Origin of the sequence: Mesorhizobium loti (genome assembly GCA_014189435.1) — a bacterium.
Classification (GTDB): domain Bacteria; phylum Pseudomonadota; class Alphaproteobacteria; order Rhizobiales; family Rhizobiaceae; genus Mesorhizobium; species Mesorhizobium loti_G.
Map to the genome: position 1 here is coordinate 3,063,089 of CP050293.1, position 17,427 is coordinate 3,080,515.

22 protein-coding genes are annotated in these 17,427 nt (G+C 62.5%); 16 read left to right on the forward strand and 6 right to left on the reverse strand.

Annotation, left to right across the window (positions count from 1 at the left end):
- Positions 1-50 precede the first annotated feature (50 nt).
- Together HB777_15035 and HB777_15040 are read left to right on the forward strand one after the other, a co-directional pair.
- A complete protein-coding gene (locus HB777_15035; protein QND65073.1) occupies positions 51-1,124 on the forward strand; it encodes an ABC transporter substrate-binding protein in 1,074 nt (357 codons plus the stop codon).
- Positions 1,124-2,149, forward strand: coding sequence for a P1 family peptidase (locus HB777_15040; GenBank protein ID QND65074.1), 1,026 nt, complete (start codon positions 1,124-1,126; stop codon positions 2,147-2,149). The genes HB777_15035 and HB777_15040 overlap by 1 nt, the downstream gene beginning before the upstream one ends.
- 14 nt (positions 2,150-2,163) lie before the next feature.
- Here HB777_15040 and HB777_15045 read toward each other — a convergent pair whose 3' ends face one another.
- Positions 2,164-2,418 (reverse strand): DUF2171 domain-containing protein, encoded by a 255-nt coding sequence (locus HB777_15045; GenBank protein QND65075.1) that lies wholly within the window; start codon positions 2,416-2,418, stop codon positions 2,164-2,166.
- A 127-nt stretch (positions 2,419-2,545) separates the two neighbouring features.
- On the opposite strand from HB777_15045, the gene HB777_15050 reads away from it, so the two are divergent.
- From HB777_15050 to HB777_15060, 3 genes are read left to right on the forward strand one after another with little or no spacing between them, the layout of a single operon-like run.
- Positions 2,546-3,271: a DUF2259 domain-containing protein gene (locus HB777_15050; GenBank protein ID QND65076.1), complete on the forward strand. Its 726-nt coding sequence runs from the start codon at positions 2,546-2,548 to the stop codon at positions 3,269-3,271.
- 56 nt (positions 3,272-3,327) lie between these two features.
- Positions 3,328-3,792: a hypothetical protein gene (locus HB777_15055; GenBank protein ID QND65077.1), complete on the forward strand. Its 465-nt coding sequence runs from the start codon at positions 3,328-3,330 to the stop codon at positions 3,790-3,792.
- Positions 3,793-3,851: 59 nt separating this feature from the next.
- Positions 3,852-5,159, forward strand: a complete 1,308-nt coding sequence (locus tag HB777_15060) for an adenylosuccinate lyase (protein QND65078.1) — start codon at positions 3,852-3,854, stop codon at positions 5,157-5,159.
- A 197-nt stretch (positions 5,160-5,356) separates the two neighbouring features.
- Here HB777_15060 and HB777_15065 read toward each other — a convergent pair whose 3' ends face one another.
- The gene (locus tag HB777_15065; protein QND65079.1) at positions 5,357-6,169 is read right to left on the reverse strand and encodes a VOC family protein; all 813 of its coding nucleotides are present in this window, start codon (positions 6,167-6,169) and stop codon (positions 5,357-5,359) included.
- A gap of 249 nt (positions 6,170-6,418) precedes the next feature.
- On the opposite strand from HB777_15065, the gene HB777_15070 reads away from it, so the two are divergent.
- Positions 6,419-6,973, forward strand: a complete 555-nt coding sequence (locus tag HB777_15070; GenBank protein ID QND68782.1) for a serine hydrolase family protein — start codon at positions 6,419-6,421, stop codon at positions 6,971-6,973.
- A gap of 5 nt (positions 6,974-6,978) precedes the next feature.
- On the opposite strand, the gene HB777_15075 is transcribed toward HB777_15070, so the two are convergent.
- Both HB777_15075 and HB777_15080 read right to left on the reverse strand, forming a co-directional pair.
- The gene (locus HB777_15075; GenBank protein QND65080.1) at positions 6,979-7,752 is read right to left on the reverse strand and encodes an HpcH/HpaI aldolase/citrate lyase family protein; all 774 of its coding nucleotides are present in this window, start codon (positions 7,750-7,752) and stop codon (positions 6,979-6,981) included.
- 169 nt (positions 7,753-7,921) lie between these two features.
- Complete coding sequence (locus HB777_15080; GenBank protein ID QND65081.1) at positions 7,922-8,242, reverse strand: DUF1476 domain-containing protein; 321 nt, start codon at positions 8,240-8,242, stop codon at positions 7,922-7,924.
- A gap of 274 nt (positions 8,243-8,516) precedes the next feature.
- Between HB777_15080 and HB777_15085 the strand changes: the two genes are divergently transcribed.
- From HB777_15085 to HB777_15115, 7 genes are all read left to right on the forward strand, one after another.
- Entirely contained in the window at positions 8,517-9,311 is a 795-nt protein-coding gene (locus HB777_15085) for a phosphoribosylaminoimidazolesuccinocarboxamide synthase (protein QND65082.1), read from the forward strand.
- Positions 9,312-9,354: 43 nt separating this feature from the next.
- On the forward strand, positions 9,355-9,597 hold the full coding sequence (gene purS / locus HB777_15090) for a phosphoribosylformylglycinamidine synthase subunit PurS (protein ID QND65083.1): 243 nt from the start codon (positions 9,355-9,357) through the stop codon (positions 9,595-9,597).
- Between the two features lie 18 nt (positions 9,598-9,615).
- A complete protein-coding gene (locus tag HB777_15095; GenBank protein QND65084.1) occupies positions 9,616-9,870 on the forward strand; it encodes a hypothetical protein in 255 nt (84 codons plus the stop codon).
- Positions 9,867-10,535: a phosphoribosylformylglycinamidine synthase subunit PurQ gene (purQ, locus tag HB777_15100; GenBank protein ID QND65085.1), complete on the forward strand. Its 669-nt coding sequence runs from the start codon at positions 9,867-9,869 to the stop codon at positions 10,533-10,535. The genes HB777_15095 and purQ overlap by 4 nt, the downstream gene beginning before the upstream one ends.
- A gap of 87 nt (positions 10,536-10,622) precedes the next feature.
- Positions 10,623-11,288, forward strand: coding sequence for a glutathione S-transferase family protein (locus tag HB777_15105; GenBank protein QND65086.1), 666 nt, complete (start codon positions 10,623-10,625; stop codon positions 11,286-11,288).
- A complete protein-coding gene (locus tag HB777_15110; protein QND65087.1) occupies positions 11,285-11,692 on the forward strand; it encodes a hypothetical protein in 408 nt (135 codons plus the stop codon). Before HB777_15105 ends, HB777_15110 begins: the two co-directional genes overlap by 4 nt.
- Positions 11,693-11,694: 2 nt before the next feature.
- Positions 11,695-12,336 carry a Pr6Pr family membrane protein gene (locus tag HB777_15115; protein ID QND65088.1) on the forward strand — a complete coding sequence of 214 codons (642 nt, stop codon included), beginning with the start codon at positions 11,695-11,697 and terminating at the stop codon, positions 12,334-12,336.
- Between the two features lie 3 nt (positions 12,337-12,339).
- Here HB777_15115 and HB777_15120 read toward each other — a convergent pair whose 3' ends face one another.
- Positions 12,340-12,591 carry a DUF1127 domain-containing protein gene (locus HB777_15120; GenBank protein ID QND65089.1) on the reverse strand — a complete coding sequence of 84 codons (252 nt, stop codon included), beginning with the start codon at positions 12,589-12,591 and terminating at the stop codon, positions 12,340-12,342.
- Positions 12,592-12,684: 93 nt separating this feature from the next.
- Here HB777_15120 and HB777_15125 point away from each other — a divergent pair, with 93 nt between their 5' ends.
- The gene (locus HB777_15125) at positions 12,685-14,103 is read left to right on the forward strand and encodes a PLP-dependent aminotransferase family protein (GenBank protein QND65090.1); all 1,419 of its coding nucleotides are present in this window, start codon (positions 12,685-12,687) and stop codon (positions 14,101-14,103) included.
- Between the two features lie 11 nt (positions 14,104-14,114).
- Here HB777_15125 and HB777_15130 read toward each other — a convergent pair whose 3' ends face one another.
- Positions 14,115-14,279, reverse strand: coding sequence for a hypothetical protein (locus HB777_15130; protein ID QND65091.1), 165 nt, complete (start codon positions 14,277-14,279; stop codon positions 14,115-14,117).
- Positions 14,280-14,552: 273 nt separating this feature from the next.
- Here HB777_15130 and purL point away from each other — a divergent pair, with 273 nt between their 5' ends.
- Together purL and HB777_15140 are read left to right on the forward strand one after the other, a co-directional pair.
- Positions 14,553-16,784, forward strand: coding sequence for a phosphoribosylformylglycinamidine synthase subunit PurL (purL, locus tag HB777_15135; GenBank protein QND65092.1), 2,232 nt, complete (start codon positions 14,553-14,555; stop codon positions 16,782-16,784).
- A 47-nt stretch (positions 16,785-16,831) separates the two neighbouring features.
- Positions 16,832-17,353: a hypothetical protein gene (locus tag HB777_15140; protein ID QND65093.1), complete on the forward strand. Its 522-nt coding sequence runs from the start codon at positions 16,832-16,834 to the stop codon at positions 17,351-17,353.
- The last annotated feature ends 74 nt before the right edge of the window (positions 17,354-17,427 follow it).

Below are 17,427 nucleotides of genomic sequence, written 5' to 3' on the forward strand. Positions count from 1 at the left end.
GGCAATAGTGCCAGGAGCTTAGAACCGGCACGGAGGACTTCATCGCTCGAATGCGACCCAGGACAAGAACAATAGCGGCGCTGTTCTGGCTGTGCATGGCCAGCGCCGCCAGCGCCCAGACGCTGCTGGTCGGCGTCGCCGCGCCCCTGTCTGGACCATCGGCCATTCTCGGCAAGCAGATCGAGGCCGGCACCGGCCTGGCGGCCGAAGCGAACGGCATCGAACTCAAGACCATGGATGACGCCTGCACCGCCGACGGTGGCGCTGCTGCGGCCAGGGAATTCGCAGCCGCCAAGGTCAATATCGTGGTCGGCTTCCTCTGCACCGAGGCGATCGAGGCGGCGATGCCTATCCTCAAGGACGCCGGCATTCCAGTCATCACCGTTGGCGTGCGAACCGAAAGCCTGACCGACCGCCGCGCCAAGACCGGCTGGCCGGTCTATCGCCTCGGGCCACGCGGCGACGATGAGCGCAACACCGTCGCCTCTGCCCTCACCCATCTGTGGCAAAACGAGCTGTTCGCCATCATCGACGACGGCACCATCTATGGCCGTGAGATCGCCGAGACGTTGCGGGCTGCGGCCGAGCAGGCGGCGCTGAAACCGGTATTCACAGACACGTTCCGGCCACAGCTCGACAATCAGATCGGCATGATCGGTCGGCTGAAGAAGGCCGGCGCCACGCATGTCTTTGCCGGCGGCGACGGCGACGACATAGCCATCATGGGCCGCGATGCCGCACAGCTCCAGGCGGGCATCGTCTTTGCCGGCGGCGAGAATCTGCGCACACCGCCGGGCAACGTGCCTTATGCCGTGGGCACACTGATGATCGCACCGCCGGAATGGGCCGATGTCGCCGATCCAAAAGTGTTGGCGGCCTTTGCCACGCAGAAAGTCGTGCCTGACGGCTATACGCTGCCTGCCTTTGCGGCGGTTGAAATCGCCAAAGCGGCGTCAGGCTTGTCCGAAAGCTCGGGCAAGCCGCTGACTGAGGTCCTGACCGGACAGGATTTCACCACTGCGATCGGGCCGATCCGCTTCGACGCGAAAGGCGATCTCAGCCAGAGCCCCTACCGCGTCTTCCGCTTCGACGGCACGCGCTTTGCGCCTTTGGAAAGCAACTGATGTCTCGCACCGGCCCACGCAACCTGATCACCGACGTTGCCGGCCTGCGCGTCGGTAATGCGTCCGACGCGAGGCTGAAATCCGGCGTCACGACGATCCTTTGCGATGGGCCGACGGTGGCTGGCGTTCAGATCCTGGGCGGTGCGCCGGGTACCCGCGAAACCGATCTGCTCGAGCCGCACAATTCGGTCGAGGTGGTGCACGCCGTAGTGCTTTCGGGTGGTTCGGCGTTCGGCCTCGACGCGGCCTCCGGCGTACAGGCGGCACTGCGCGAACGCGGCATCGGCCTGGAGGTCGGTGGCTTTCGCGTGCCGATCGTGCCGTCGGCGATCCTGTTCGACCTGCGCAATGGCGGCGACAAGGATTGGGGCCGCTATCCGCCTTACCGCGAGCTTGGCTATGAGGCGGCGCAAACCGCCACCGCCGATTTCCCACTCGGCACGATCGGTGCCGGCACCGGCGCGCTCACTTCGGGGCTGAAGGGCGGCCTCGGCTCCGCCTCGACGCTGCTGGACAGTGGCATCACCATCGGTGCGCTGGCCGCCGTCAATCCGACCGGCTCGGTGACAACAGGCCGAACCCGCCATTTCTGGGCAGCACCGTTCGAAATCGGCAACGAATTCGGCGGGCTTGGCTATCCCTCGCCGATGCCGGACGACGCGAAGCAGATTCTTTTGAAATATCGCGACAAACACGTCGGCAGACAAATGGAGACCGGCGGCAACACGACCATCGCCGTCATTGCCACCGATGCTGTTCTCACCAAGGCCGCTGCAAAACGGTTGGCGATATCAGCGCATGACGGGTTCGTGCGCGCCATCTGGCCGACGCACACGCCGGCCGACGGCGACCTTGTGTTCGCGCTGGCGACGGGCACAAGCGGCATCGAACTCTCCGCCGATGCCGCAATCGACCTCTACGCCGCGGCCGGCGCCACGATGGCGCGCGCCATCAGTCGCGGCGTCTATGCGGCAACGCCTGCCGAGAACGATTTGTTTCCGGTCTGGTCGTCACGCTTGGGATGAAGCGGAGGCGTTGATCAGACCGGGTCGGACTTTTCTTCCTCGAACGTCACCGCGACATCGGAATTCGCGGACAGCCACACCTTCTTGCCATCGACCTCGGCAACCAGAGCCAGGGAAATGTAGTGATGATGGCCCTTGTGAGCGCCCTCGCCGCTATCGGCCCTGGTCAGCTTGATGCGCTGGCCATCGACCTTGTCGACGGTGCCGACATGCACGCCATCGGCGCCGACGACTTCCATATGCTCGCGAATTTTGCTGGTGTCGGTCATGGTGGTTCTCCATCGGGACTGCCGACATTAACAAATGACGGGCCGATTGGATGCATCCGCTTTCGCACTGCACGACGTTTTGATTCTGTCGTGCTAGGGGATTGAGACGATCACGGGATGAAGACCGATGCGAATGCTCTTTCTGTTTGCCGTTGGCCTGCTTGCACAGTTTGCGACCTCGATCGCCGCGCGTGCCGGCGATGTCGCCGAACTTGAAATCCTCGGCTTCACCAAGGACGGCGGCGTCTTCGCCTTCGAGGAATATGGCGTGCAGGATGGATCGGGCTTTCCCTATGCCAACCGCTACTACATCGACACCAGCACCGACAGCTTCCTCGAGGGAACGCCGATCCGAGTGCGGCTCGAGGACGAGAATGCCAAACTGGACGCGGCGCGCCTTCAGGCCCGGCAAAAAGGCGAAGCCATTGTCAGCCAGGCCGAGTTGAGCGCCAACCGCGGCATCACCGCCGGTTTCAACCCGGTGACCGAACTTTCGGCCGATCCGCACCGGATGGCGGTCAACCCGCGCCCGATCTTTTCGCCGGTAGACCCACCGCTCGAGTTCCGCCTCGATGAGCTCGGCATGAACAACACCGATGGCTGCGAGAGCCAGGGCGAGATCAATGGCTTTCGGTTGCTGCGCATCGAGGCGCAGGATGGCGGCACCACCAAGCTGCTGCACGAGGACAAGGCGATACCGAAAAGCCGGGGTTGCCCGAACGGCTATCGCATCGGCGCCGTGCAGACCTTTTCGATGGACAGTCTCAGCGCCTATGCGGTGCTGATCGCGGTGCGCCAATACGGCTTCGAAGGGCCGGACTTTCGCTGGATCGCGGTGACTGGCCGCCTGTGACACCGTTTGTTCAACCCGCCAGGCGCAATCGTGCCCTGAACCGCCTTCGCCACGCGATGCCGACGCCGCGCACCGCGCTTTTCGGCGCCTTGCTGTGGGCGGTGACGATGGGCGCCAGCGCGCTCGTTACCCTGTTTTTGGACGACTGGGAGACGCCGGCGAAAATCCGCATCGTCACCTTGCTGTTCGCGGCGGGAGCTGCGCTGGCCTTTCCGATCGGCCTGTTTGCGGCGGGGCTGGTCTCGCAGGGCAGGCGCTGGGAAGTCGCCTTCGCGGCAGCGTTCGTGTGCCTCGCTGCAGCGACGGTCGGACTGACCGGCGGGCTGTTTGCCTTGCAGTACCGTTCTTATTATGCCGAGTGGCATGCACCCGCTTTCACCCACACCTGGGTCTTGCAGTTCATCTTCACGACGTTGATTGCGCTCTACCAGTTTGTCGTGCTGGGCATCCGGCTCTATTTTCCACTGGGTTTCGTCGCGTTGTTTGCCGCGGGCGTCTGGTTTGCGCGCCAGCAGCGTTGAGCATTTTGCGCGCCTCTGTTAGGACGCGGGCAAACTTATCGATACGTCAGGACTGACCGATGATCCCTCGCTATTCCCGGCCGGAAATGGTCGCCATCTGGTCGCCCGAAACCCGGTTCCGCATCTGGTTCGAGATCGAAGCCTATGCGTGCGATGCGCTGGCCGAGCTCGGGGTCATCCCCAGGCAAGCGGCCAAAACCATCTGGGAAAAGGGCAGTGCGGCAAAATTCGATGTCGAGGCGATCGACGAGATCGAGCGCGTCACCAAGCATGACGTCATCGCCTTCCTGACCCATCTTGCCGAATTCGTCGGGCCGGACGCCCGCTTCATCCACCAGGGCATGACCTCGTCCGATGTTCTCGACACCTGCTTTGCCGTGCAGCTTACCCGCGCCAGCGACATCCTGCTCGCCGATATCGACGGCCTGCTCGCCGCGCTCAAGCGCCGTGCCTTCGAGCACAAGGACACCGTCACCATTGGCCGCAGCCACGGCATCCATGCCGAGCCGACGACCTTCGGCGTCAAGCTGGCGCAGGCCTATGCCGAGTTCTCGCGCTGCCGCGAGCGGTTGGTGCACGCGCGGGAGGATATCGCCACCTGTGCGATCTCCGGGGCGGTCGGCACCTTCGCCAACATCGACCCCTATGTCGAGGAACACGTCGCGGCAAAGCTCGGCCTGAAGCCGGAGACGGTGTCGACGCAAGTGATCCCGCGCGACCGCCACGCGATGTTCTTTGCCACGCTGGGCGTCATCGCCTCGTCGGTCGAACGGCTGTCCATCGAGATCCGGCATTTGCAGCGCACCGAAGTGCTGGAAGCGGAAGAGTATTTTTCGCCGGGCCAGAAAGGCTCGTCGGCCATGCCGCACAAGCGCAACCCGGTGCTGACCGAAAACCTCACCGGCCTTGCCCGCATGGTGCGCTCCATGGCGCTGCCGGCGATGGAGAACGTTGCGCTGTGGCACGAGCGCGACATCTCGCACTCCTCGGTCGAGCGCATGATCGGGCCGGACGCCACGGTGACGCTCGATTTCGCGCTGTCACGGCTGACCGGCGTCATCGACAAGCTGCTCGTCTATCCCGAGAACATGCTGAAGAACATGAACAAGTTCCGCGGCCTCGTCCATTCGCAGCGCGTCATGCTGGCGCTGACGCAAGCCGGCCTGTCGCGCGAGGACTCCTACCGGCTGGTGCAACGCAATGCCATGAGAGTGTGGGAGCAAGGCGCTGACTTTCTTGAGGAATTACTGGCCGACAAGGAAGTGACCGCGGCCCTGCCCGAAGCCGATATCCGCGAGAAATTCGACCTTGGCTATCACACCAAGCACGTCGACACGATCTTCAAGCGGGTGTTCGGGGAAGCCTGAGGCGAGCTTTCCTTCTCCCTGTCACTATACGGGGAGAAGGTGCCGGCAGGCGGATGAGGGGCAGCGCCGACTTCGGCGACGATCACACCCATTCACGCTTTGACAATTTCACGACTTTGGCGCTGCCCCTCATTGCCCTGCCGGGCATTTCTCCCCGTATAGTGACGGGGAGAAAGACGCTCTGTCCGAACCGGCAATCAAGCCTTGCCCGGAACAGTCCTGATCACCGTGCCCCAGGGATCCTCGCGGGTCGTTTCATCAGCCACATTGTCCGAACGCATTTCGACCCAGGCAAGGCCCGACCGGGCGGAATCGCGGCGGCCGGCGCCCGAACTCTGCCAGGCGTTGGCGCCGATGTGGTGGTGATAGCCGCCTGACGACAGGAACACTGCCTGGCCGCCATATTTGGCCACCGTGTCGAAGCCGAATTCCTGGTTCCACCAGGCTTCGGCGTCTTCCGGCCTGCCGACGCGCAGGTGGACGTGGCCGACAATGCTGTTTTCCGGCGCGCCCTGCCAGCCGGCGTCACCCGCAGGCACTTCGGCAACGACGGACGGGATGTTCAGCCGCTCTGTCGCCATGGCAATCTTGTCGCCATTCCACTTCCAGTCCTTGGGAAGGCGATCGGCGTAGATCTCGATGCCGTTGCCTTCGGGATCGGTCAGGTACAGCGCTTCGCTGACCAGATGGTCGGAAGCGCCCTCGATGGCGATCTTGTCTGATATGGCGTGGTTGATCCAGCGGCCGAGATCGGCGCGGCTGGGTAGCAGGAAGGCTGTATGGAACAGGCCGGCGCTGCGCGGATCATCCGGCTTGGCCGAAGGATCGGCCTCGATGACCAGCAGCGGACGGTTGGCGGCGCCCAGCGTGATCGCACCATCGGCACGGCTCAGTTCCTGCAGACCGACGACGCTGCGATAATATGCGGCAAGACTTTCGGCGTCGCGCGCCTTCAACCCGACGCGGGCAACGCTGACCGGGGTGGTGGCGGCAAAAGGCAATTCGCTCATCAAAGGCTCCGTTCGACCGGCCTGCGGTGAAGCTCCCAAGGCAAGAAGCCCCGCGCCGCCAATCAGTGTACGTCGTGTCAGTTCCAAAGTCAGGGTTTCCGCACACGGCTGTTTCTTTTCCTGACCACAGATCGTCCATCGGCATCGTTCACACAAGACGTGAAGAAGCGAACATCGTGTTCACTATTGTGATCAAGAGCGGTGTTCATGCCCGTTGCACGAAGCGGCGCCGCTCGCTATCTCAGCGCCATGAAGGTTAGAGACGCAGATATTCTCATCGTGCCGGGCTACACCAACTCCGGCCCCGACCATTGGCAGAGCCGCTGGCAGTCGAAGCTGTCGACGGCGCGCCGCGTCGAGCAAACGGAATGGTCGAAGCCGGTGCGCGAGGACTGGACGGCGAGCGTGGCCAGGGCCGTCAACGAGGCCGAGCGGCCGGTGGTCCTGGTCGCGCACTCACTTGGTGTCGCCGCGGCTGTGCAAGCCGTTCCGCAGTTCCGCAAGCCGGTTGCCGGGGCCTTCTTCGTGGCGCCACCCGATGTCGCCAATCCCAAGATCAAGCCGAGGCATCTGATGACCTTCGGTCCCTACCCGCGCGAGCCGCTGCCCTTTCCGTCCATCGTGATCGCCAGCCGCAACGATCCGTTCTGCGCCTTCGATGTCGCCGAGGACATTGCCGGAGCGTGGGGTTCGCTGTTCATCGACGCCGGCGAGACCGGTCATCTCAACGCGGATTCAGGCTTCGGGCCGTGGCCCGAAGGCTCGATGACCTTCGCCAAATTCCTGACGGATCTGAAGGCCTGAGTGCGTCAGGAGCCGATCGAATCCCTGACGCTCTTGATCAGGGTTTTTGCGCCGAGGCCAATGAGTGCGTGTTCCGATCCCATGGCCAGCAGGCGGTAGCCCATCGACACGACCCGGCCGGCAATTGCCGGCTCGACGACATAGATCGCCGCATGCTTGCCGGCCTTGCGGGTTCGCTCGGCGACCGAAGCGACCGTTTCCATCATGCTTTCCAGCGTCGAATTGACTGTCGAGCCATTGCTCCAGGCGATCGAGAAATCCGACGGGCCGAGGAAGATGCCGTCGATGCCCGGCGTGTCGAGGATGCCGTCGAGCGCATCGAGGGCCGCGCGCGTTTCGACCATGGCGAAAGCCATGGTGCGCTGGTTGGTGTCGCGCAGCCACTCGGCCTGGTCGCCCTTGCCGTGGCGCGGAAAGGCGTAAGTCGGGCCCCAGGAGCGCTCGCCGAGCGGCGGATATTTCATGGCGGCGGCGAACAGTTTTGCGTCGGCCACCGAATTCACCATCGGCGCAATGACCGCCTCGGCGCCGAAGTCGAGCGCGCGGCTCGCCATGTCGAAACGGCCGACAGGAATGCGCACCAGCGCCGGCTTGCCGGCAGCAAGCACCGGCACCAGGCCGCGCAAGACGCTGTCCTCGTGATGGCCGCCATGCTGCATGTCGAGCGTGACGGCGTCAAAGCCCTGCTTGGCGACGATCTCGACAGTCAAGGCATCCGGCACGCCGGACCATGCGGTGAACAGTGTTTCATCGGCCGCGAGGCGGGACTTCAGGGACATGGACACTTTCCTCGTTAACGATCGCAGTTTCAGCCGGAAACCGCGGCAAAGGCAAAGAAAAACCGCCCGGATAGGCCGGGCGGTCGATTGGTCCAGTCATTCTTCGTCTGTCGCAGGTTCTCTGTCGCAAAACCGTGGGACACTTTTGCGGAACCTGCTTCGGCCCGGATCAGGTGTTCTTGATCTGCTCGATCGCCTGCGCCATCAGCTCGTCCATGGTGCGGCGGATCTGATGGTCCGACTGGTCGACGCCGGCCGCGTCGAAATCCTTGCGGATCTTGCGGAACACGTCGTGGTCGCCGGCTTCCTCGATGTCGGCAACAACCACTTCCTTGGCATAGGCGTCGGCGTCGGCGCCGGACTTTCCGAGCTTTTCGGCGGCCCACAGGCCAAGCGCCTTGTTGCGGCGCGCCGAGGCCTTGAACCGAAGTTCCTCGTCGAAAGCAAATTTGCGCTCGAAGCCCTCTTCGCGGTCTTTCATGCTGCTCATAGCGTCCCTCCGGGTCAAATTCGATTCGTTGGCAGTGAATATGTGTGTTGCCAAAGCACAAACCAAAAGGTCGCGACCCGGTCAATACGCTTCATCGCATGCTGCGCTGCGGCATTTCAGTCCCGAAAGCGGTTGATTGGAAGGATTTGCCGATTGAGCAAACGATGTGATTGGGATAGACCCGGCATTGAACCCTACCGTAGCCGCACTATTTCAGGCAGACGGACAGGAAATGGTCTGATACCGCCTGTCCGGAACCCCAGAGAAAAATCAGATGAAAAATCGCCGCCGCATTTATGAAGGCAAGGCCAAGATCCTCTATGAGGGACCCGAGCCGGGCACGCTTATCCAGTTCTTCAAGGATGATGCAACCGCGTTCAACAAGAAGAAGCATGAAGTCATCGACGGCAAGGGTGTGCTCAACAACCGCATTTCCGAGTACATTTTCAACCATTTGAACCGCATGGGCATTCCGACCCATTTCATCCGCCGGCTCAACATGCGCGAGCAACTGATCAAGGAAGTCGAGATCATTCCGCTCGAAGTGGTGGTGCGCAATGTCGCCGCCGGTTCGCTGTCCAAGCGCCTCGGCATCGAGGAAGGCACGGTTTTGCCGCGCTCGATCATCGAATTCTATTACAAGGCCGATGCGCTCGACGATCCGATGGTTTCGGAAGAGCACATCACCGCGTTCGGCTGGGCGAGCCCGCAGGAAATCGACGACGTCATGGCGCTGGCCATCCGCGTCAACGACTTCCTCTCCGGCCTGTTCATGGGCGTCGGCATCCAGCTCGTCGACTTCAAGATCGAATGCGGCCGTCTGTTCGAGGGCGACATGATGCGCATCGTCGTCGCCGACGAGATTTCGCCGGACTCCTGCCGGCTGTGGGACGTGGCGACGCAGGACAAGCTCGACAAGGACCGTTTCCGCCGCGACATGGGCGGCCTCGTCGAGGCCTACCAGGAAGTTGCCCGCCGCCTCGGCATCATGAACGAGAACGAGCCGCCGCGCCCGACCGGCCCGGTGCTTGTCGCCTCGACCGACGGCCTCAAAGGCAAGCCGCACTGATAGCGGCTTGCAACCCGATACTCAGAACAGGAGCATGTCCAGCGTGATCAAGGCCCGCATTACCGTCACCCTCAAGAACGGCGTGCTCGACCCGCAAGGCAAGGCGATCGAACACGCATTGTCCGGCTTGGGCTTCGGCAGCGTCGGCGCGGTGCGGCAGGGCAAGGTGTTCGACGTCGAGTTGGCGGAAAGCGACAAGGCCAAGGCCGAAGCGGACCTCAAGGCCATGTGCGACAAGCTGCTGGCGAACACGGTGATTGAGAATTATAGTGTGACACTTACCTGAGGTTGTGTCGGAGGCACTATGCCTGAAGTCACGAATGAATTGATGTTCGAGCTTTTGAAGCGCGTGCATCACGAAATCGGTGAGCTTCGTCAGGATGTCTCCGAGACGAAACGGGAATTGAATGTGATGCGGGGTCACATGGTGGCCACGCAAAGCGATATTCACAACGTTTATGGCATTCTCGCCCGACAAGACGAGCGCCTTGAACGCATAGACAGACGTCTGGACCTGCGCGAACTCGCCGAAACACAAAGGCCTTACGAACCGAAATGAAATCAGCCGTCGTCCTTCTGCCTGGCCTCAACCGCGACCGCGACATGATCGCGGCGCTGACCAAGATTTCGGGAACACCGCCGGTGACCGTCTGGCAGACCGACACCGAAATCCCCGATGTCGACCTGATCGCCATTCCGGGCGGTTTTTCCTTCGGCGATTATCTGCGCTGCGGCGCGATCGCGGCGCGCATGCCGGTCATGCGGGCAGTGGCCGAAAAGGCAGCCGCCGGCGTCACGGTCATCGGCGTCTGCAACGGTTTTCAGATCCTGGTCGAGGCCGGCCTTTTGCCGGGCGCCTTGATGCGCAACACCTCGCTGAAATTCGTCTGCCGGCAGGTGAAGCTCGAGATCACCAACGCCAACACCATGTTCACCCGCCGCTACCAGCCGGGCCAGATTATCCGCTCGCCTGTCGCGCATCATGACGGCAATTACTTTGCCGACGCCGACACGCTTGCCCGCCTCGAAGGCGAAGGTCAGGTGGTGTTCCGCTATGCTGAGGGCACCAACCCCAATGGCTCGATCAACGACATTGCCGGCATCATCAACGAGCGCGGCAATGTGCTCGGCCTGATGCCGCATCCGGAAAACCTGATCGAAGCAGCCCATGGCGGCACGGACGGCCGTGGACTGTTCGAAAGCGCGCTTGGCATCGCCGCCTGAAATCATCGAAGCGAACAGCTTGAAAACAGCCGGACATTCCTGTCTCTTTATTAGGGCAAGTCCGATTCATTGGGGAGAGAGACGGTCATGAAACTCTATTCGCGGCCGTTGTCGCCCTACTCGTCGATCGTGCGGGCGCTGGCCTATATCAAGGACGTGCCGCTCAAGATCATCGCGCCGCCACCCGGTTTTCCGATCCCGGAAGCGTTCCGCGCCATCTCGCCGCTGAACCGGATTCCGGTGCTGATCACCGGCTCGGGCGAAACCATCCTCGAATCGGTGGTCATCGCCGAGTATCTGGAAGAGCGCTTTCCGGAACCGGCGCTGCTGCCGCCCGATTCCAAGGACCGCGCGCTGGTGCGCATGTTCGCCCGCATCACCGATCTCGATGTGCTCACGCCGATGATGAAGCTTTTCGAGCTTCATTTCGTGCCGAAGCGAAACAATGCCGAGATCGACACCCAATTCGCCCGCCTGCATCACGGACTGGCGGCAATCGAGGCGCGCATGGCGCAAGGGCCTTTCGCCCTCGGCGACGACATCAGTTTCGCCGATGCCTGGCTGACGCCGACGCGGTTCATCTTCAACAATTTCCGCGCCATGACAGGACGCCACGACCTGCTCGACGCCTATCCCAAATTCGATGCCTATGAGCAGATCGCCTCGCAGCACCCGGCATTGTCGCGGGTGTGGGGCGAAATGACCGACGGTTTGAAGATCTTCCTGTCCGAGCTTGAGATGGGTGCCGCTTGATCAAGGGCAAGACGATCGCGCTGGTTGCCGCCGCGGGTTTCGCGCTCGCATCCTGCCAATCGACCCCTAAGAGCACGCCTGTCCCGTCAGGCAAAAGTGCGGCGCTGCTGGCCATGGAACAAGTGGCGATCGCGGCCCACAAATGCTGGATCGCCAGCAAGGATCCGGCCTTCAAGCAATATCAGATGGCCAATGAACTGAATTCGTTCAGCGGCACGCCGCGTTTCCTGCTGGTGCCGGCCAAGCATTATGGCGGCAAACCGCTGCTCGTCGTGCAGGCGCAAGGCAATTCGAGCCGCGTTGACGTGTTCGGACCGCTGATGAACGATCCGCTTGGCGCCCGCATCGGCTCCGACATTGCCCGCTGGCAAGCCGGCAATCCGGCCTGCGCCGCAACGGCCTAGCCATGGGCCGGTTCCTGCAGATCGCGGGTCTGATCATCGGTCTGGCCGGGCTCGTCCTGCAGTTCTGCATCAGCATTCCGGCGTCGATGGAAGCCGGCCGCAGCCTGTTCGGCTCGATCATTTTCGTTCTCAGCTTTTTCACCATCCTGACCAACATCGGCGCGGTGCTGGTGTACACGTCGGTGCTGTCGCCCTCTGGCTATGCCTGGCTGCCAGCCTTCGCCGGGACACGGATACGGGCCGGCGTCGCGATTTCGATCGCGCTGGTTTTCATCATCTATGCCACGGTTCTGGCACAACTCTGGCAGCCGCAGGGACTGTTCCTGCTTTGCGACGTTCTGCTGCATTATGTGACACCGGTGCTGTTCGTGCTGTGGTGGCTGATATCAGGCGCCGACGGCCGGACGCGCTGGAGCGACATTTCCTGGTGGATGCTCTATCCCGTCGCCTATCTGATCTATGCGCTGGCGCGGGCACCGCTTGCCGGCGAGGTGCCCTACCCGTTCCTGGACGCCGCCAAGAATGGCTGGACCAGCGTCGCGATCTCAGCGGCGGCCATCACCGGACTTTTTCTCGTGCTGTGCGTGGTCGCCGTCCTTGCGGACCGTGGCATTGCACGCACCAGGGCTTCGAAACTCCGTTAGCCTTCAGTCCCAGAACGGCCTGATGCCCTCGCTGTGAGCATCGCAGCGCGTGACGCCGATATCCCTAAGCTGATCATCGGTCATTTCCAGCAGCGCCAGCCGGCTGCGGCGGCGCTCCAACAGATGGTCGATCCATCTCGCCAGCGATCTGACCAGACGCACCAGACGGCTGACAAAGCCGCTGCGGTCCGATGGACGTGTCGATTGGCCAGACGAACCGGCTCTCGAATGACGGATTGTAGCGATTGTATTCATTTTCTTTCTACCAGAATTCCAAATTGTACCCTTTTTGGCACACAATCGATATGTATTGACTCATGTTCGGGTGCAATATAGAAAATTGTCACCATGACAAATTGGCTCCCCGATCTCACCGCCGGCTCCGGCCCGCTGTATCAGCGGCTGGCGGATACCATCGAAACGGACATCGACCGGGGGATAATCGATGCCGGCGCAAAGCTGCCGCCGCAACGCGACCTCGCCTATGACATCGGCACCACTGTCGGCACGGTCGGCCGGGCCTATCAATTGCTGCGCGAGCGTGGGCTGGTGAGCGGCGAAGTCGGGCGTGGAACCTATGTGCTCGGCCAGCGCGCCGATGGCGCGAAGCCGGACTTGCTGGCACCGGACGTCAGCGCGGAAGGCACACGCTACATCGATGCGCCTAGAGGCAAATTGCGTTTCGACAGCACGGCAGCGCCCGACATCGGCCAGGGCGCCGATGTCGCCGATGTGCTGTCACGCACGGCGCAGGACCATCCGCATGAGATTTCAAGCTATACGCGGGATTTTCCCGACCGCTGGTACGAAGCCGGCGCCCGCTGGCTGTCGCGCAATTCGTTTCGCCCAAATGCCGATACCATTGTCCCCACGCTCGGCACCCATGCCGCGGTGATGGCGGCCATCGCGGCGCTCACCACCCCTGGCGACTATGTTGCCTTCGAGCACCTCACCTACTCGCAGATTTCGCGCAGCGCCGGCCTGATCGGCCGGCGCACCGCGCTGGTGGCGTCGGACGACGAAGGCATCGATCCCCAGGATTTCGAGCGTGTCTGCGCGCAAAAGCATCCGAAGATGATCTTCCTGATGCCGACGGCGCAGAACCCCACGCTGGTAACCTTGTCGGCGGCGCGCCGCGAAGCAATCGCGCGTGTCGCACGCGAATACAATGTCGTCCTCATCGAGGACGATCTCTATGGCAATTTGACCGATGATCCGACGCCATTGCTGGCCGAATATGCCCCTGAGAGAACCATCGTCGCCGGCGGCCTGTCGAAGTCGGTCGCAGCCGGTGTGCGCGGCGGCTGGCTTTCCTGCCCACCCGCCTATCGGCATCGCATCCGCGTCGCCCATAAGATGATGACCGGCGGCATGCCCTTCCTGCTGGCGGAGGTGAATACGAGGCTGGTGCTGTCCGGCCAGGCCGACGAGATACGCAAGCGCAGCATCGCCGAAATCGGCGCCCGCATCGCCATCGTGCGCGAGACTTTGGCCGGCTTCGCGTTCAAGTCACATGACAGGGTGCCCTTTGTCTGGCTCACCCTCCCCGACCCCTGGCTTTCCGGCACATTCAAGAACGCCTGCCTCGAACATGGCGTGCTGATCGACGACGAGGACGAGTTCAAGGCGGGCCGTTCCGAGCAGGTTTTCCATGGCGTCCGCTTCGGTGTTTCGCAGCCGAGACAGCGCAAGGATATCGCCGAAGGCGTTGCGGTGATCCGGCGACTTCTCGATGAAGGCCGTGCCGGCTACGACAGCTTCTCCTGAGGGTTGTCGGGTCAGCCCTCTGCCTTGAAGTTCTTGGCTTCCTTCTCGGCCTTGTCTTTCCCGTGCTTCTCAGCCAACTCTTTGGCCTGCCCAGGCGAAACGTCGGTGGTCTCCGCGATGTGCATAGCCTCCTTGTCCGAGAGGCGATTGTCGTTCTTGCCTTGCTTGGTGGCCATGGTCCAAATCTCCTGATTGGCTGGAGACCTAACGGCCGGGATGTCATCCCGTTCCCCAATGGCGGTGCACAAGCCCTCACGAACAAACAACAACGTTCCCCCATGACTGCCGCTACGCGCGGATCGATGGCTCACCAAAGCCGCGATCTCGTCGCACCCGTCGTCACCTTGTGGCTTTCCGCTGTTTTTCAGCATCCGATGGGGTGTATTGGCTCCCAAGCTTGCGATAAGACGGGACTCAAATCCCAACGCCCTGGATATAAATCGCCGCCCATGACCATTTCCAATACCGTGCCGATCACCCCCGAGCTTATTGCCTCACATGGGCTGAAGCCCGACGAGTATCAGCGCATTCTCGACCTTGTCGGGCGCGAGCCGAGCTTCACAGAACTCGGCATCTTCTCGGCGATGTGGAATGAGCACTGCTCCTACAAATCCTCGAAGAAGTGGCTGCGCACGCTGCCGACCACCGGCCCGCAGGTCATCCAGGGACCGGGCGAGAATGCCGGCGTGGTCGACATCGGCGACGGCGACTGCGTCGTCTTCAAGATGGAGAGCCACAACCACCCCTCCTATATCGAGCCCTATCAGGGTGCGGCGACCGGTGTCGGCGGCATATTGCGCGACGTCTTCACCATGGGCGCGCGGCCGATCGCGGCAATGAATGCGCTGCGCTTTGGCGCGCCTGACCACCCCAAGACCAGGCACCTCGTTTCAGGTGTGGTCTCCGGCGTCGGCGGCTATGGCAACGCCTTCGGCGTACCGACGGTCGGTGGCGAGGTCAATTTCGACGCCCGCTACAACGGCAACATCCTGGTCAACGCTTTTGCAGCGGGCCTTGCCAAGACCGATGCGATCTTCCTGTCGGAAGCCAAGGGCGTCGGCCTGCCGGTCGTCTATCTCGGCGCCAAGACTGGCCGCGACGGCGTCGGCGGCGCCACCATGGCCTCGGCCGAATTCGATGACAAGATCGACGAGAAGCGCCCGACCGTCCAGGTCGGCGATCCCTTCACCGAAAAGTGCCTGTTGGAAGCCAGCCTCGAACTGATGGCCTCGGGCGCCGTCATCGCCATCCAGGACATGGGTGCGGCCGGCCTCACCTGCTCGGCGGTCGAAATGGGCGCCAAGGGCGACCTCGGCATCGAGCTCTATCTCGACAAGGTGCCGGTGCGCGAAGAGCGCATGAGCGCCTACGAAATGATGCTTTCCGAAAGCCAGGAGCGCATGCTGATGGTGCTGCGCCCGGAAAAGGAAAAGGAAGCCGAGGCGATCTTCCACAAATGGGGGCTCGACTTCGCCATTGTCGGCAAGACCACCGACGATCTGCGCTTCCGCGTGCTGCATCAGGGCGACGAGGTCGCCAACCTGCCGATCAAGGATCTCGGCGACAAGGCTCCGGAATATGACCGGCCGTGGGTCGAATCCAAGAAACCGGCGCCACTTGCCGCCAATGACGTTCCGCAGGCCGATGTGGCCGACGCGCTGTTGAAGCTGCTCGGCGGACCGGATCTCTCGTCGCGCCGCTGGGTGTGGGAGCAGTACGACACGCTGATCCAGGGCAATTCGCTGCAGCTTCCCGGCGGCGATGCCGGTGTGGTCCGCGTTGAAGGCCATGCGACCAAGGCGCTCGCCTTCTCCTCCGATGTGACGCCGCGCTATTGCGAGGCTGACCCCTATGAGGGCGGCAAGCAGGCGGTGGCCGAATGCTGGCGCAATTTGACCGCCACCGGCGCTCTGCCGCTGGCGGCCACCGACAACCTCAATTTCGGCAACCCGGAACGGCCCGAGATCATGGGTCAGCTGGTCGGCGCGGTGAAAGGCATCGGCGATGCCTGCCGCGCGCTCGGCTTCCCGATCGTCTCCGGCAACGTCTCGCTCTACAACGAAACCAACGGCCAGGGCATCCTGCCGACACCGACCATCGGCGGCGTCGGCCTGATCGCCGACTGGTCGAAGATGGTGCGGACCGGCTTTGCCGCACCAGGCCAGATGATCCTGCTGGTCGGCGCGCCGGCCTCCTGGGGAACGCATCTCGGCCAGTCGGTCTATTTCAGAGACATTCACGGCCGCACGGATGGCCCGCCGCCGCCGGTCGACCTCGACCATGAAAAGCGCGTCGGTGACCATGTACGCGCTCTCATCGCATCCGGCATCATCACGGCGGCGCACGACGTTTCCGATGGTGGCATTGCCGTGGCTCTAGCCGAAATGGCAATGGCGTCAGGCATCGGTGCGACGGTCCCCGGGCTTGTCGGCACCGACCCGATCCCGGTCTGGTTCGGCGAGGATCAGGGCCGTTATCTGCTGACGTTGTCGATCGACCCGGATAGTGATGAATGGGACGCCATTCGCAAGCAGCAGAGCGAACTCGGCATCTTCGCACCTTGGATCGGCTCGACCGGCGGCAGCGCGCTGAAGCTTGGCGAGGCGCGGGCAATCCCAGTCAGCGAACTCTCCGCGGTTCACGAAGGCTGGTTCCCCCGCTTCATGGATCAGGCCAGTTGACCAGAGCATGATCCCGAAAAGTGGAAGCCGGTTTTCGGAAAAAGATCATGCTCAATCATAGGGAACTGGCTGCCCGGGCGCTGCTTGCAGTCGTCTTCTGGCCGTCGCTGTTCTTCTTCTGGTTTCTCGGGCCATTCGTCTTTTTCCTGCTGTCGACGACCTCGAGCGAGGTTTGCACGCGGCTGGAAACACGCGCGCAGTTCCTTGCCGCGGCCAACGGCGCCATCCCGATGCTCGTGATGCAGAACCTCATCTACGCGGTCCCGATCGTGTGCCTGGTGGTTTGGGGCCGCCTGGCGCCGGATCCGGCACGGGCAAGGCATATCGTCACCTGCATCAAGCTTTTTGCCGGTGCGGTCGTCGTAGGGGCGTTGTGGGAGTATGGTTCGTCGCTCGTCTGCGACGGTTACGGCCAACCGTTCTTCTCGCCCGCCTGGCAGATGACGAGTTATCTTCCCATAGTCAGCCTGGTTATCAACGTTCCGCTCTATGTGCTGGCCTTCAGCCTTGGCCGCGCCTTCTCGACACGCGAGGATGCTGCCGAGGATGAAGCAAGCCCACCGGTCTAGTCTTTCTCTGAAACCATCGGACCGTCTTGCCCTTGGAGGGACAGAACGGCTTCAATCCGGACCGGAAAGGCTTT